This window comes from Achromobacter sp. K91 (assembly GCF_003576205.1).
Lineage (GTDB): Bacteria > Pseudomonadota > Gammaproteobacteria > Burkholderiales > Burkholderiaceae_B > Achromobacter > Achromobacter aegrifaciens.
In genome coordinates this window covers 44493-59261 of record NZ_QWFB01000036.1, presented here as the reverse complement: position 1 = coordinate 59261, position 14769 = coordinate 44493, and the positions used below count along the sequence as shown (strand labels likewise).

Here is a 14769-nt window from a genome sequence, read left to right as displayed (position 1 = left end):
ACTCACGCTGTTGCGTAGCAGCAAGCCGCATGCCATATGGGCGGGGACGGTTGCGGATTGTCGCGATTGACGCGGGCCCGCTTACGTCTGCCTGATCGAAAAGCCCGAAAATGGCATCAACGAATACTCAACTTTGCTGCGTCAAGCGGCAGGCAGGTGCAAGATGAAAAAATGGCTTATCGCTGGTGCTGGTGCCGCTGGTCTGCTGATCTCCAGCGTCGCCCTGGCTCGCGTGGACGTCGGCATCTCGATCGGCATACCGGGGATCGTATACCCCGCGCCGGTCTACGTCGCGCCGCAGCCCGTGTATGTGCCGCCCCCGCCGCCCGTCTATTACCGCCCCGCGCCGGTGTATGTCGCGCCGCCGGTGGTCTACCCGGCGCCGGTGTATTACCGCGGCGGCGGCCGCTATTACGACCGCGGCTATTACTATGGCCGCGGACGCGGACATGACCACCACCACGGCCGCGGCCGCGGACATGACCGCGATTAACGCGTGACGGCCGCCAGGCGCCGGAAAAAGCAAAGGCCACTCTTGCGAGTGGCCTTTTTTTCTGCGGGGCAATGTCCGGTGCCGCGCGGAAAGCACCTCAGGCCGCAGGAGCCTGCACGGGTTTGCCGACCAACACCACCGGTTGCTGCGGAGCCTTGCTGGCTTTGGCATCGCTCCACCGCGGCGTTTCCTGAACGAGATCGATCCAACGGCGGGGCTCGCTCGACGACCGCCACCAACCATTATGCGGACGCATGGGCAAACTCCGGTTCACCGTTGAAACGCACGCCGTTGATGCCCTGGAACAGTTGCAGGCTTTCCTGCTCGGCTTCGTGCAGGCTCGAAAACGGCGCCTGTCCGGGCACGGTCCAGCACTTTTCCGGCGCGGTGCCGCCAACCCGGCGCGTCCATATCTGCACACGGTAGCCCTGCTCGTCTTCCTGAGCCACGGAGCATCTCACACGAAAATCTCCAATCATTCTTGAAGTCATGGGCAACTCCTTGTTATTTAAGTGAATGAAGCGTGTAGCACACGGGGCATATTGTGCCGTAACTATCCGGCCCTTTTATTGGAATACACAATTGCTCACATCATAATCAAACACTCGCGCAGGCAGCTTAAAGGCCCGAGGCGACAGGAATATGTACAGATAATAAAAAAAAACGGAGCCCGAAGGCTCCGTCTTTTACTCCGCCAAATGACGGATGGACAGCTGAAAAGCGTCAGGCTTTCGGTGCCGGATTCAGCACCGTCAGGCCGCCCATATAAGGCTGCAGCGCCTCCGGAATCAGCACGCTGCCGTCTGCCTGCTGGTGGTTTTCCAGCACGGCGACCAGCGCGCGGCCCACGGCCAGGCCCGAACCGTTGAGCGTGTGCACGTATTCCGGCTTGCCCTGGGCATTGCGGAAGCGCGCCTGCATGCGGCGGGCCTGGAAGGTTTCGCAGTTCGACACCGAGGAAATCTCGCGCCAGGTGTTCTGCGCGGGAAGCCACACTTCCAGGTCATAGGTCTTGGCCGAACCGAAGCCCATGTCGCCCGTGCACAGCAGCACAACGCGGTAGGGCAGGCCCAGCAGTTGCAGCACGCGCTCGGCATGGCCCACCATGTCTTCCAGCGCCTCGTAGGACTGATCGGGCTGGGTGATCTGCACCATTTCGACCTTGTCGAACTGGTGTTGGCGGATCATGCCGCGGGTATCGCGGCCGCCGCTGCCGGCTTCCGAGCGGAAGCACGGCGTGTGCGCCGTGAGCTTGAGCGGCAGGTCGGAGGCGGCCTGGATGGTGTCGCGCGCCACGCTGGTCAAGGTGATTTCCGAGGTGGAGATCAGGTACTGGTCTTCACGCACGTACGGCTTGCCCTGGTCATCGACCTTGGGATCGTCGTCGCCGCCGCCCTTGGACACGGCGAACATATCGTCCTTGAACTTCGGCAGCTGGCCCGTGCCGTACAGCGTCGAGGCATTGACGATGTAGGGGGTGTAGCACTCGGTGTAGCCGTGCGTGCCCGTCTGCAGGTCCAGCATGAACTGCGACAGCGCACGGTGCAGGCGCGCAATCGGGCCGCGCATGAACGAGAAGCGGGCGCCGGACAGCTTGGCGGCCATGTCGAAGTCCAGCCCCAGGGGCTCGCCGATGGCGACGTGGTCGCGGGCCTCGAACGCCAGGGCCGGCGGATTGCCGTCGGCGCCGGCCGCGCCCGGCAGCCAGCGGCGCACTTCGACGTTGTCGTCGGCGGATTCGCCCAGCGGCACGCTGGCGTGCGGCAGGTTGGGCACCGACATCAGCAGTTCATTGAGCGGCTGCTGCAAGGCGGCCAGCTCGTCTTCCAGCTGCTTCAGGCGCACGGGCACGGCCTGCGATTCGGCCATGACGGCGCTGGCGTCCTCGCCCTTGGCCTTGAGCTGGCCGATCTGCTTGGCCAGCGCGTTGCGGCGGGCTTGCAGGGACTCGGTTTCAGTCTGGACGGCCTTGCGGCGGGATTCCAGCTCATTGAACCGTTCCGTGTCGAAGGACACGCCACGGCTTTTGAGGCGGTCTACGACGGTTTGCAGGTCTTTGCGCAGCAGTATCGGGTCTAGCATGGTGATATCGGTGAGGTTGCGTGAAGCAACGGGCGGCGCCCGTTACCGTTTCTTGGCGCGTTCCTGTGCGTCCAGCTCGCGCAGGAATGCCAGCTTTTGCTGGATTTTAGCCTCCAGGCCGCGATCGGTCGGCCGATAGAAGGAGGGGTTGAGTCCATCGGGGAAATATTGCTCGGCGGCGGCGTAGCCGTGCGGCTCGTCGTGCGCGTAGCGGTAGGCCTTGCCATGGCCCAGCTGCTTCATCAATTTGGTGGGCGCATTGCGAAGGTGGATCGGCACCGGCGCGCTGCCGTGCTCGGCCGCGAACTTGCGCGCCTGGTTGTAGGCGTTGTAGACGGCGTTCGACTTGGCCGCGCAGGCCATGTAGACCACCGCCTGCGCCAGCGCCAGTTCGCCTTCCGGCGAGCCCAGGCGTTCGTAGATATCGGCGCCGTTCACGGCCAGGTCGGTGGCGCGGGGATCGGCCAGGCCGATGTCTTCCACCGCCATGCGCACCAGCCGGCGCGACAGGTATTTGGGATCGGCGCCGCCGTCGATCATGCGGCAGAACCAGTACAGCGCGGCGTCTGGGTTGGAGCCGCGCACCGACTTGTGCAGTGCGCTGATCTGGTCGTAGAACGCGTCGCCGCCCTTGTCGAAGCGGCGCAGGTTCTGCGACAGCGAGATCTCCAGCCAGGCCGCGTCCACCGTATCGCGGCCGGCGGCCTGGGCCGACTCGGCCACCACTTCCACGGCGCTGATCAGGCGGCGCGCGTCACCGTCGGCCCAGGCCGCCAGCTGTTCGCGCGCGTCGGCCTCGACATGGATGCGCTCGCCCTCTTCCAGCCCGTCGTTCAGGGCCTGCACGGCGCGGTCGACCAGCTGTTGCAGCTCCTCGGCGGTAAGCGATTGCAGCACGTACACCCGCGCCCGCGACAACAGCGCCGAATTGACCTCGAACGAGGGGTTTTCGGTGGTGGCGCCGATAAAGGTGAACAGCCCGCTTTCCACATAGGGCAGGAAGGCATCCTGCTGCGCCTTGTTGAAGCGGTGCACCTCGTCGACGAAGAGGATGGTGCGGCGTCCCTGGCCCTGCGCCACCTGCGCCACGGTGACCGCGTCGCGGATGTCCTTGACCCCGCCCAGCACCGCCGAGATGGCGATGAACTGCGCGTCGAAGCCGTCCGCCATCAGGCGCGCCAGCGTGGTCTTGCCCACGCCTGGCGGCCCCCAGAAGATCATGGAATGCGGCCGGCCCGAGTCGAAGGCGACGCGCAGGGGCTTGTCGGGCCCCAGCAGATGCGACTGTCCGACCACGTCGGACAGGGTCCGCGGGCGCAGCCGCTCGGCCAGGGGCACATAGGGCCGATGCGCAGGATCGGCCGCGAAGAGATCGTTGCTCATTGGCAGAAGATGAGGGGAGACAGCAAGTAATTCAAGCCAGCATTACACCATGGCGCGGGCCTGCCTCCCTTAGCGGTCCTAGGCCAGTCCCGGCGGCGCGAAGCGGCGGTTCGCCAGCACCGGCAATACCTTGCGGGCATGGGCCAGGCGTTCGGGGTCGATATCGGCGAAAACCAGAGCCGGGGCTTCGCCCGCCCGCGCCGTCACCACACCAAGCGGATCCACCACCATGCTGCAGCCAATGTTGCGTTCGCCGCATTCGCCGGTGGCAGCCACATAGCAGGTATTTTCCAGCGCGCGCGCCGTGACCAGCACTTCCCAGTGCATTTCCTTCAACGGGCCGCGAACCCAGGCCGCCGGCAGCACCAGCAGGTCGGCGCCGTCCAGCGCCAGGCGCCGCGCCAGTTCGGGGAAGCGCACGTCGTAGCAGGTCATCAGGCCCACGCGCAGGCCGCCGATGTCCAGCAGCGGCGGGATGTCGACGCCGGGCGTGACGTTGGTGGATTCCTTCATGTTGAAGGCGTCGTACAGGTGCAGCTTGCGGTATTGCGACAGGATCTTGCCGTCTTGCAGCGTCACCAGCGTGTTCCAGACCCGCCCTTCCCCGGTCGGCACATGCACGCACATCATGGTCGCCAACTGCGAGCCGCGGCTGGCTTCCAGCAGGCGGCTCATGAAGGGACCGTCCAGCGGCTGGGCAGCCTTCAGGACGATCTGCGGATCGGTGATGTCGCGGGCCAGGATGCCTTCGGGCAAGACCAGCAGGCCGGCGCCGCCGGCGCGGGCGCGCTCCATCAAGTCTATGCAGACCTGGGCGTTTTCTTCCCAGACGCGGCTGACGGCGAACTGGCCCAAAGCAACTTTCAGCATGACGCTTCCTTGTGTCGGAGGTTTTTCCTATTGTCGCGCCAACCGCCGGCCAGCGCCGACTACGGGAAACTCCTAACTCCCGCTTGTAAATTTTTTTCACGATAATGAAAAAAACCAGGTTTGACGTAAATATTTTCCATAGCAGGCGCCCCATGACGAACTCCTCCTTCCCCGCAGCCCCCCTGGACGTGAACGGCAAAGGCCTGGGCGCCTTTCCGGAATCCTGTACCACCGCCGGCGTGGCGGCGCTGAACTGGAACCTGCTCAATGAGGACGTCAGCCTGCCCGTGGCGGTGCTGTACGAAGCCCGCGTGCGCCACAACCTGCAATGGATGCAGCGCTTCATGGAAGCGTACAAGGTCAAGCTGGCGCCGCACGGCAAGACCACCATGAGCCCGGCTCTGTTCCAGCGCCAGATCGCCGGCGGCGCCTGGGGCATCACGCTGGCAACCGCCCCGCAGGTCCGGGCCGCCTACCAGCACGGCGTGCGCCGGATCCTGATGGCCAACCAGTTGGTGGGCCGCGCCAACATGGCCATCATCGCGCACCTGCTGCGCGACCCGGCCTTCACCTTTTTCTGCATAGTGGACTCCCCGGCCAACGCGGCCCAGCTGGGCGCCTACTTCGGCGAACAGGGCCTGACCCTGCCGGTGCTGATCGAGCTGGGCCCGCAGGGTGGCCGCACCGGCGTGCGCGACGACGCCCAATTGCGGGCGCTGGTCGACGAAATCGGCAAATGGCCCGGCCTGGCCCTGGCCGGCATCGAAGTCTACGAAGGCGTGCTGCAGGAAGAAGACGTCATCCGCGCCTTCCTGCGCCGCGCCGCCGACGCCCTGCGCGGCCTCGCCGCCGCCGGCCGCCTGCGCAAGAACGGCCCCGCCCTGATCTCTGGCGCCGGCTCCGCCTGGTTCGACGTGGTGGCCGAGGAATTCTCGCAACTGGACATCGGCGCGCCGCTGGAAATCGTGCTGCGCCCTGGCTGCTACCTGTCGCACGACGTCGGCATCTACCGCTCGGCCGCCGAGCGCATCAACGCCCACAATCCGGTCGCGCAAAAGATGGAACCCGGCCTGCAGCCGGCCTTGCAGGTCTGGGCCTACGTACAGTCTCTGCCCGAACCGGGCCGCGCCATCGTCGCCATGGGCAAGCGCGACGCCGCCTTCGACGCCGGCCTGCCCACGCCCGCCGCGCTGTACCGCCCCGGCCGTGACGCCGCGCCCGGCCAGGCTCCCGGCCACTGGAAGCTGAGCGCGATGATGGACCAGCACGCCTTCATGCAGATCGGCGCAGGCGACGACATCCAGGTCGGCGACATGATCGCCTTCGATATTTCCCACCCGTGCCTGACCTTCGACAAGTGGCGCCAGGTGCTGCTGGTGGACGAGCAATACCGCGTTACCGACGTGGCCGAAACCTTCTTCTGAACGGCCCTGCCCGCCGCACCGCGCCGGTACCCGGCGGGCAGGAGGAATCGCGGGATTCCGGCGCAAACCTCTAATTACTACAAGCAAAACCCGTTTTTGACCCTCTGGAGAGAGAATCATGAACTTCCGTACCTCCCGGCGAGGCGGTGGGCTCAATAGCCTGCTGCTGGCCGGCGCAATTGGCTTGACCGCATTGTCGACCCCCGCCCTCTGTGCCACGCCGATCAAGGGAGGCACGATTTCGGTTGCCACCATAGGCGAGCCGCCCACGCTGGATCCGATGACCAGCACGGCCGACCTGGTGGGCATCCTGACCCAGCACTTCTTCGAAACGCTGTACACCTTCGACGGCAAGTGGAACCTGACCCCGCTCCTGGCCGACAAGCTGCCGGAAGTCTCCGCCGACGGGCTGACCTACACGATCCCGCTGCGCCAGGGCATCACCTTCCATGACGGATCCAAGATGGATTCGTCCGACGTGCTGGCCTCGCTCAAGCGCTGGACCGAGACCGCCACGCGCGGCAAGATGGCCGCCAAGATCATCACCGGCATGGAAGCGCCGGACGCCAACACCATCCGCATCACGCTCAAGCAGCCCTATGCGCCCCTGACCGCGCTGCTGGCCATGAACAACAGCGCCGCCGTCATCATGCCCAAGGGCAAGATCGCTCCGGCCCTGACCGAATTCGTCGGTACCGGCCCCTACCAACTGAAGGCGCGCGTGCCCGACCAGTACATCCAGCTGGTCCGCTTCGAAGGCTACAAGCAGCGCGAAGGCGAGCCTGACGGCTTTGGCGGCGCGCGCAAGCAGTACCTGGACGAGATCCGCTTCGTACCGGTCAGCAACGCCAACACCCGCGTCGAAAGCGCGGTGGCAGGCCAGTTCGACTACGTCGACTCGCTGCCGGTGGAATCGCTGCCCAAGCTCAAGAACGGCCGCTCCGACCCCGTCATGCTCAAGCCCTTCGGCTGGCCGCGCCTGGTGCTCAATACCAAGCAAGGCATCATGTCGAACCTGGCGGTCCGCCAGGCCGTGCAGCTGGCGCTGAACGAAGAAGACATGCTGTACGCCGCCTTCGGCGACAAGAACTTCTACAAGCTCAACGGCGACCTGTATCCCGAGGGCTATCCCTGGGCCACGTCCCTGGGCGGCAAGGTCTACAACAAGGGCGACGCCGCCGGCGCCAAGAAGCTGGTGGATGGCGCCAACGTGCAGGACCGCAAGATCCGCATCCTGACCAGCCAGCAGTACGAGTTCCACTACAAGATGGCGCTGGTCGCCGCCGAATACCTGAAGGCCGCGGGCTTCACCGTGGACATGCAGGTGGTGGACTGGGCCACGCTGACGCAGCGCCGCCAGGACCCGGCCCTGTGGGACGTCTTCATCACGCACAGCCCCTTCCTGCCTGAACCCGCCCTGATCGACTTCCCGTCCAAGGACGCGCCGGGCTGGTGGGACACCCCCCGCCGCAACCAGGCGCTGGACGCCTTCAACCAGGCCAGCAACCAGGAAGAGCGCATCAAGCGCTGGGCCGATGTGCAGCAGGCCGTGTACGACGAAGTGCCCTTCATCAAGGTCGGCGACTTCAACGCCCAGGCCGCGCGCTCGCCGTCGCTGCAAGGCACCAAGGCCGTGCCGTGGCCCTACTTCTGGAACGCCTGGAAGTCCAAGTAATGGCGTAGCGCGGCAGGGCAAAGGCGCACACAAGACCTCCTGCCGCGCTCCACGCATCAATGCATGACCCGCAGAGCGCGCCCTTCCAACAAGCGCGCCGCCCCTCCCCACGATACGACGCTTTTTTAGGACATCCATCGTGTTGCGTTATCTCTTAAACCGGCTGGTCGGGCTGGTGGCCGTGATGTTCATCGTCGCGACCATCGTGTTCGTGATCATCCGCGTCACGCCAGGCGATCCCGCCGCCGTGATGCTGGGTCCGCAGGCCAGCCAGCAGGACATCGCCGCCCTGCGCACCCAGCTCGGGCTGGACCAGCCGATGGCCGTGCAGTACGTTTCGTGGCTGGGCAAGCTGGCCCAAGGCGACCTGGGCCAATCCATCTTCATGAACAAGCCGGTGCTGTCGGCCTTGGCCGACCGCGCCGAACCCACCATCCTGCTGACGCTCATGTCGCTGCTGATCGCCAGCGCCATCGCGCTGCCGGTGGGGATACTGTCCGCGGTCAAACGCGGCACCACGCTGGACCAGTCGGTACTGTCGTTCTCGATGTTCACCTCCAGCGTGCCCAGCTTCTGGCTCGGGCTGCTGCTGATGCAGGTGTTCTCGGTCAAGCTGGGCTGGCTGCCCGTGGCCGGCTACGGCGGCCCCGACGCCTCGCTCATGACCCGGCTGTCGCACCTGATCCTGCCCGCCGTGGTGCTGGGCCTGGTGAACTCGGCGCTGATCACCCGCTTCATCCGCGCCAGCATGCTGGACGTGCTGCGCGACGACTATGTGCGCACCGCGCGCGCCAAGGGCCTGCCCGAAAGCAAGGTGATCCTGAAGCACGCCGTGCGCAATGCGCTGATCCCGATCCTGACGGTGCTGGGCCTGACCACGGCGCTGCTGATCAGCGGCGCGGTCGTGACCGAAACCGTGTTCGGCCTGCCCGGCGTGGGCAGCCTGGTGGTGTCGGCCGTGCTGCGCCGCGACTACCCCGTCATCCAGGGCGCGCTGCTGATCATCGCGGCCATCTACGTCCTGATCAATCTCTTCATCGATCTGCTGTACCTGCTGGTCGATCCCCGGGTCCGCTACTGATATGGCTATCGCAACTACCGCTAATTCCGGCGCGGGCGCCGACCGCTGGCAGGTCCTGCGCCTGCTGGTGTCGCGCAAGACCGTGCTGATCAGCCTGATCGTGATCGTCGTGCTGGTCCTGGCTGCGCTGCTGGCGCCCTGGATCAGCCCCTACGATCCGTTCAAACTGTCCATCATGAACCGGTTGAAAGCGCCGGGCGCCGCGCACTGGTTCGGCACCGACGACTTCGGCCGCGACGTGTTCAGCCGCGTCATCCACGGCGGCCGCCTGTCGCTGATGGTGGGCTTCTCCGTCGTGATCGTGTCCAGCATCCTGGGCATCGCGCTGGGCCTGATCGCGGGCTTCTTCCGCACGGCGGACAAGTTCGTGTCGCGCCTGATCGACGCCATGATGGCCTTTCCCGACATCCTGCTGGCGATCTCGCTGGTGGCCGCGCTGGGGCCGTCGCTGGTCAACGTGGTGATCGCGCTGGGCATCGTCTACACGCCGCGCCTGGCGCGCATCGTGCGCGCCTCGACCCTGGTGATCCGCGAACTGCCCTTCGTCGAAGCCGCCCGCGCGCTGGGCGTGCCGACCTGGCGCATCGTCACCGTGCACGTGCTGCGCAACCTGGTGTCTCCCATCCTGGTGCAGGGCACGTTCATCTTCGCCTACGCGATCCTGGCCGAAGCCGGCCTGTCGTTCCTGGGCGTGGGCGTGTCGCCCGACATCCCCACCTGGGGCACCATGATCAACGCCGGCCAGCAGTACATGGGCTCGGCCGACTGGATCATGATCTTCCCCGGCATCGCCATCGTCCTGTCCGTGCTGTCGCTGCAACTGGTCGGCGACGGCCTGCGCGACGTCCTCGATCCGCGCCTGCGCAAGGAGCTGTAATCATGACCGCAAGCACCCGAGACGTCGTGCTTTCCGTGGAAGGGTTGAAGACCTGGTTCCACAGCCGCGACGGCATCGCCAAATCCGTGGACGGCGTCACCTTCGACCTGGCCCGCGGCGAAACGCTGGCCATCGTCGGCGAGTCCGGCTCCGGCAAGTCCGTGACCAGCCTGTCCATCATGGGCCTGCTGCCCAAGCCGGCGGGTCGCATCGAGGCCGGCAAGATCCTGTTCCGCGACCGCCAAGGCGCGCGGCACGACCTGGCCCAGGCCTCGCCCGCCACCCTGCGCAAGATCCGCGGCGCCGAAATCGCCATGATCTTCCAGGAGCCCATGACCAGCCTGAATCCGCTGTACACGGTGGGCGACCAGATCGCCGAAGCCGTGCTGCAGCACGAGGGCGGCTCCCGCGACGCGGCCATGCGGCGCGCCCGTGAAATGCTGGAGCGCGTCGAAATCCCGGCGGCCGAGCGGCGCATCAACGAGTACCCGCACCAGATGTCGGGCGGCATGCGCCAGCGCGTGATGATCGCGCTGGCCCTGGCGTGCAACCCCGCCGTGCTGATCGCGGACGAGCCGACCACCGCGCTGGACGTGACCGTGCAGGCGCAGATCCTGGACCTGCTGCGCCGGCTGCAGGCCGAGATGAACATGAGCATCCTGTTCATCACGCACAACCTGGGCGTGGTGGCCGAGATCGCGCATCGCGTGGCGGTCATGTACGCGGGCCGCGTGGTCGAGGACGCCCGCGTCTACGACCTGTTCGAAAAGCCCACGCACCCCTACACCCGCGGTCTGCTGTCCTGCATCCCCACGGCCGCCCTGCTGGCCTCCGGCGAACGGCTGCGCGCCATCCCGGGCAACGTGCCCAGCGTGCTGTCGCTGCCGGCCGGCTGTACCTTCGCGCCGCGCTGCCCGCTGGCTGCCGACGACTGCCGCGCCGCCGTACCCGAACTCATGCCGGTGCAGACCGACCACCGCGCGCGCTGCATCAAGGTGAATCCGATATGACGAGTAGCCCCATTCCCATCCGCGCCGAGGAGCCGCTGGTGCGGATCCAGGACCTCAAGGTCCACTTCCCCACCTCGCAGGCGCGCCATGCGCCGGTCGTGAAGGCCGTGGACGGCGTCAGCTTCGACGTGCCGCGCAACACCATCGTCGGCCTGGTCGGCGAATCCGGCTCGGGCAAGACCACCACCGGCCGCGCCCTGCTGCGCCTGTTCGCGCCCACCGCCGGCCGCATCCTGTTCGACGGCCAGGACATCACCAAGCTGTCCGAAAAGCAGATGCTGCCCTGGCGCCGCCGCATGCAGATCGTGTTCCAGGATCCCTACGCCAGCCTCAACCCCCGCATGACGGTGGCCGAGATCCTGGGCGAAGCGCTGGACACCCACCGGCTTGCCCAGAACCGCCGCATGGCCCGCATCGGCGAGCTGCTGGAACGCGTGGGCCTGAACGCCGACCACAGCCGCCGCTATCCGCACGAGTTCTCCGGCGGCCAGCGCCAGCGCATCGGCATCGCCCGCGCGCTGGCAGTCGAGCCCGATTTCATCGTGGCCGACGAGCCGGTGTCCGCGCTGGACGTGTCGGTGCAGGCGCAGGTGCTGAACCTGCTGCAGGACCTGCAGCGCGACCTGGGCCTGACCATGCTGTTCGTGGCCCACGACCTGGCGGTGGTGGACTACCTGTGCGACGAGGTCGTGGTGATGTACCTGGGCCGTGTCATGGAACGCGGCCCGACCAGTGAGGTCTACGCCCGCCCCCGCCATCCCTATACCCGCGCGCTGCTGTCCGCCGCGCCGGTGCCGGACCCGCGCGCGCCGCGCTCGCGTATCCTGTTGAAGGGCGACATCCCCAGCCCGGTCAACCCGCCTTCCGGCTGCGTGTTCCGCACCCGCTGTCCCTACGCCATCGAAAGCTGCGCAACCACCGAGGCGCAGGCCGCCAATGTCGGCCCGGGCCACTATGTGGCGTGTTCGCGCATCGGCGACGCCGAGCTGGCCGCCTGATAACCGCCCAGTCCAGAACAGATCCAGGAAGCCCACATGAACATCATCCGCGACATCGTCTTCCAGATACGCAGTCGGCGGGACTCGCTGAGCGTGACCGAACGCAAGGTCGCCGACGCCATCCTGGACGACATCATCTGGGGCGCCAGCGCCACCGTCGACCAGCTGGCGGCCAAGGCCGGCGTCAGCATCGCAACCATCTCGCGCTTCGCGCGCACGGTCGGCTGCGACGACACCCGCGACCTGAAGCTCAAGCTGGCCCAGGCCAGCACAGTGGGCAGCCGCTTCCTGGACCCCAGCGCGCCAACCGAGGAAAGCACCTTCTACGCCCGCATCTACGCCGACATCGAAAGCACGCTGCGCGCCCACCTGCCCAACTTCACCGAGCAACTGTTCGAGGCGGCCGCCGGCATTGTCGACGGCGCGCGCATGATCTATGTCTTCGGCATGGGCGGCGCGTCGGCCGTGCTGGCGCAGGAAGTGCAGTCGCGCCTGGTTCGCCTGGGCTATCCCATTGCCGTGTACAGCGATGCGGTGCTGCTGCGCATGGTCGCGGCCACGCTGGACGAACGCGACGCGGTGCTGATCCTGTCGGCCTCGGGCCTCACGCCGGAAATCGTGGGCGCGGCCCGCATCGTCAAGCAGTACCAGGCGCGCATCGTCGCCATCACCGACGCCACCTCCGCCCTGGCTGAACTGGCCGACGTGGTGCTGCCCATCCGCACCGACGAAACCGACTTCATCTACAAGCCCTCGGCATCGCGCTACGCGATGATGCTGGCCATAGACCTGCTCTCGACCGAACTGGCCATGCTGAACCAGGAAGAAAACCGGGAGCGCCTGCGCCGCATCAAGCTGGCGCTGGACGAACACCGCGGCGGTCCGAACCGCCTGCCGCTGGGCGATTGAACTGGAACACAAGATGTACGACACCCTCATAGGCAATGTGCTGGTCCTGGACGGCACCGGCGAACCCGCCTACCGCGCCAGCGTGGCGCTGGCCGACGGCCGCATCGCGGCCATCGGCGACCTGCCCGGCGCGGCGGCGCGCCAGATCATCGATGGCACCCGCCTGGCGCTGGCCCCGGGTTTCATCGACGTGCACACGCATGACGACACCAACGTCATCCGCACGCCGGACATGCTGCCCAAGCTGTCCCAGGGCGTGACCACCGTGGTGGTGGGCAATTGCGGCATCAGCGCGTCGCCCGTGGCCCTGCGCGGCGAACCGCCGGACCCGATGAACCTGCTGGGCGCCCGCGCGGACTTCAGCTACCCCACCTTCGCGGACTACACCCGCGCCATCGAGGCCGCGCGCCCCGCCGTGAACGTGGCCGCGCTGGTCGGCCACACCGCCCTGCGCAGCAACCACATGGACCGGCTCGACCGCGCCGCCACTCGCGAGGAAGTGCTGGCCATGCGCGAGCAGCTGCGCGACGCGCTGGCCCATGGCGCCATCGGCCTGAGCACCGGCCTGGCCTATGCCTCCGCGTTCGACGCGGACACCGAAGAGGTCAAGCTGCTTGCCGAGGCGCTGGATGAATTCGGCGCGCTCTACACCACCCATCTGCGCTCGGAGTTCGCCGCCATCCTGGAGGCCATGCAGGAAGCCTTCGACATCGGCCAGCATGCCCGCGTGCCGGTGGTGGTGTCGCACCTGAAATGCGCCGGCGCCGGCAACTGGGGCCGCACGAAAGAAGTGCTGTCCGCGCTCGAGACCGCCGGCCGCCTGCAACACGTGGGCTGCGACTGCTACCCCTACTCCGCCAGCTCCTCGACCCTGGACCTGAAGCAGGTCACGGACGAGTTCGACATCGACATCACCTGGTCCGTGCCGCATCCGGAGCAGGCCCGCCGCAAGCTGGCCGACATTGCCTCCGACTGGGGCCTGAGCCTGCTCGAAACGGCCGCGCGCCTGCAGCCGGCCGGCGCCGTGTACCACAACATGCATGAAGACGACGTGCGCCGCGTGCTGTCGCACCGGCTCACCATGGTGGGCTCCGACGGCCTGCCCAACGATCCCATGCCTCACCCCCGGCTCTGGGGCGCATTCCCGCGCGTGCTCGGCCACTACAGCCGCGACGTGGGGCTGTTCCCGCTGACGGAGGCCGTGCACAAGATGACGGGCCTGTCCGCCGCCCGCTTCGGCCTGGCCGAGCGCGGATTGGTGCGCGAGGGCTACCACGCGGACCTGGTGCTGTTCGATCCGGCCACGGTCATCGACCGCGCCACCTTCGCCGCGCCGGTGCAGACTGCCGCTGGCATCGAGGCGGTGTGGGTCAATGGCGCCCTGTCCTATCGCCAGGGCGAGGCCACCGGCGACCGCGCCGGCCGCTGGCTGCCGCGCAGCGGCGACCTGCGCAAGAACTTCCAGTAAGCAACGGGCGAAATCCCGGCGCAAAACCGGCCATTCATTTCAAGGAGAGAACCATGAGCAATGCTCCCACCGCCGACAGCAACGGCATCACCCGCTACGGCGTCGCCGGCGGCACGGGCCAGGGTGGCTCGCACATGCCCTTTGCCCGCGCGGTCGCGGCCGACGGCTGGCTGCACGTGTCCGGCCAGGTGCCGATGGACAACGGCGAAGTCGTCGAAGGCGGCATCGTGACCCAATCGCACAAGGCCATCCAGCAGGTGCTGGCCATCCTGAAGGAAGCCGGCTACGGTCCCGAACACGTCGTGCGCTGCGGCGTGTGGCTGGACGACGCGCGCGACTTCGCGTCGTTCAACAAGGTGTTCAAGGAATACTTCGGCGAGAACCCGCCGGCGCGGGCCTGCGTGCAGTCGTCGCTGGTGGTCGACGCCAAGGTCGAGGTAGACTGCATCGCGTATAAGCGTCCCTAAGCGGACACCACACAAGAAAAAGCCTGGCGTTG

The 14769-nt window shown here is 66.8% G+C and carries 14 protein-coding genes; 10 read left to right on the top strand and 4 right to left on the bottom strand.

Translation table 11 applies throughout. From position 1 onward, the window contains the following. Nucleotides 1-163 precede the first annotated feature (163 nt). A complete protein-coding gene (locus tag DXK93_RS18360) occupies nucleotides 164-493 on the top strand; it encodes a virulence factor (protein WP_119450778.1) in 330 nt (109 codons plus the stop codon). Nucleotides 494-735: 242 nt separating this feature from the next. Here DXK93_RS18360 and DXK93_RS18355 read toward each other — a convergent pair whose 3' ends face one another. The 4 genes from DXK93_RS18355 to DXK93_RS18340 form a co-directional block, all read right to left on the bottom strand. Next, entirely contained in the window at nucleotides 736-984 is a 249-nt protein-coding gene (locus tag DXK93_RS18355; RefSeq protein ID WP_082400638.1) for a hypothetical protein, read from the bottom strand. 232 nt (nucleotides 985-1216) lie between these two features. After that, nucleotides 1217-2575, bottom strand: coding sequence for a serine--tRNA ligase (gene serS / locus DXK93_RS18350; protein ID WP_119450777.1), 1359 nt, complete (start codon nucleotides 2573-2575; stop codon nucleotides 1217-1219). 42 nt (nucleotides 2576-2617) lie between these two features. Beyond that, nucleotides 2618-3958 carry a replication-associated recombination protein A gene (locus DXK93_RS18345; RefSeq protein WP_054450116.1) on the bottom strand — a complete coding sequence of 447 codons (1341 nt, stop codon included), beginning with the start codon at nucleotides 3956-3958 and terminating at the stop codon, nucleotides 2618-2620. A gap of 78 nt (nucleotides 3959-4036) precedes the next feature. Next, complete coding sequence (locus DXK93_RS18340; protein ID WP_082400636.1) at nucleotides 4037-4828, bottom strand: deaminated glutathione amidase; 792 nt, start codon at nucleotides 4826-4828, stop codon at nucleotides 4037-4039. Between the two features lie 152 nt (nucleotides 4829-4980). On the opposite strand from DXK93_RS18340, the gene DXK93_RS18335 reads away from it, so the two are divergent. The 9 genes from DXK93_RS18335 to DXK93_RS18295 all read left to right on the top strand — a co-directional run bounded on the left by DXK93_RS18335 (nucleotide 4981) and on the right by DXK93_RS18295 (nucleotide 14737). Then, nucleotides 4981-6252 carry an amino acid deaminase gene (locus tag DXK93_RS18335; RefSeq protein WP_119450776.1) on the top strand — a complete coding sequence of 424 codons (1272 nt, stop codon included), beginning with the start codon at nucleotides 4981-4983 and terminating at the stop codon, nucleotides 6250-6252. 118 nt (nucleotides 6253-6370) lie between these two features. Next, the gene (locus tag DXK93_RS18330) at nucleotides 6371-7927 is read left to right on the top strand and encodes an ABC transporter substrate-binding protein (RefSeq protein ID WP_054450112.1); all 1557 of its coding nucleotides are present in this window, start codon (nucleotides 6371-6373) and stop codon (nucleotides 7925-7927) included. Nucleotides 7928-8066: 139 nt separating this feature from the next. Then, a complete protein-coding gene (locus DXK93_RS18325; RefSeq protein ID WP_054450111.1) occupies nucleotides 8067-9008 on the top strand; it encodes an ABC transporter permease in 942 nt (313 codons plus the stop codon). Between the two features lies 1 nt (nucleotide 9009). Then, a complete protein-coding gene (locus tag DXK93_RS18320; RefSeq protein ID WP_054450108.1) occupies nucleotides 9010-9885 on the top strand; it encodes an ABC transporter permease in 876 nt (291 codons plus the stop codon). 2 nt (nucleotides 9886-9887) lie between these two features. Further along, a complete protein-coding gene (locus tag DXK93_RS18315) occupies nucleotides 9888-10895 on the top strand; it encodes an ABC transporter ATP-binding protein (protein ID WP_119450775.1) in 1008 nt (335 codons plus the stop codon). Continuing rightward, on the top strand, nucleotides 10892-11893 hold the full coding sequence (locus tag DXK93_RS18310) for an ABC transporter ATP-binding protein (RefSeq protein ID WP_054450105.1): 1002 nt from the start codon (nucleotides 10892-10894) through the stop codon (nucleotides 11891-11893). Before DXK93_RS18315 ends, DXK93_RS18310 begins: the two co-directional genes overlap by 4 nt. Before the next feature lie 36 nt (nucleotides 11894-11929). Beyond that, nucleotides 11930-12802: a MurR/RpiR family transcriptional regulator gene (locus DXK93_RS18305; RefSeq protein WP_054450103.1), complete on the top strand. Its 873-nt coding sequence runs from the start codon at nucleotides 11930-11932 to the stop codon at nucleotides 12800-12802. Between the two features lie 13 nt (nucleotides 12803-12815). Next, a complete protein-coding gene (locus DXK93_RS18300) occupies nucleotides 12816-14270 on the top strand; it encodes an amidohydrolase family protein (RefSeq protein ID WP_054450102.1) in 1455 nt (484 codons plus the stop codon). A 53-nt stretch (nucleotides 14271-14323) separates the two neighbouring features. Beyond that, complete coding sequence (locus DXK93_RS18295) at nucleotides 14324-14737, top strand: RidA family protein (protein WP_118931699.1); 414 nt, start codon at nucleotides 14324-14326, stop codon at nucleotides 14735-14737. Nucleotides 14738-14769: the final 32 nt, after the last annotated feature.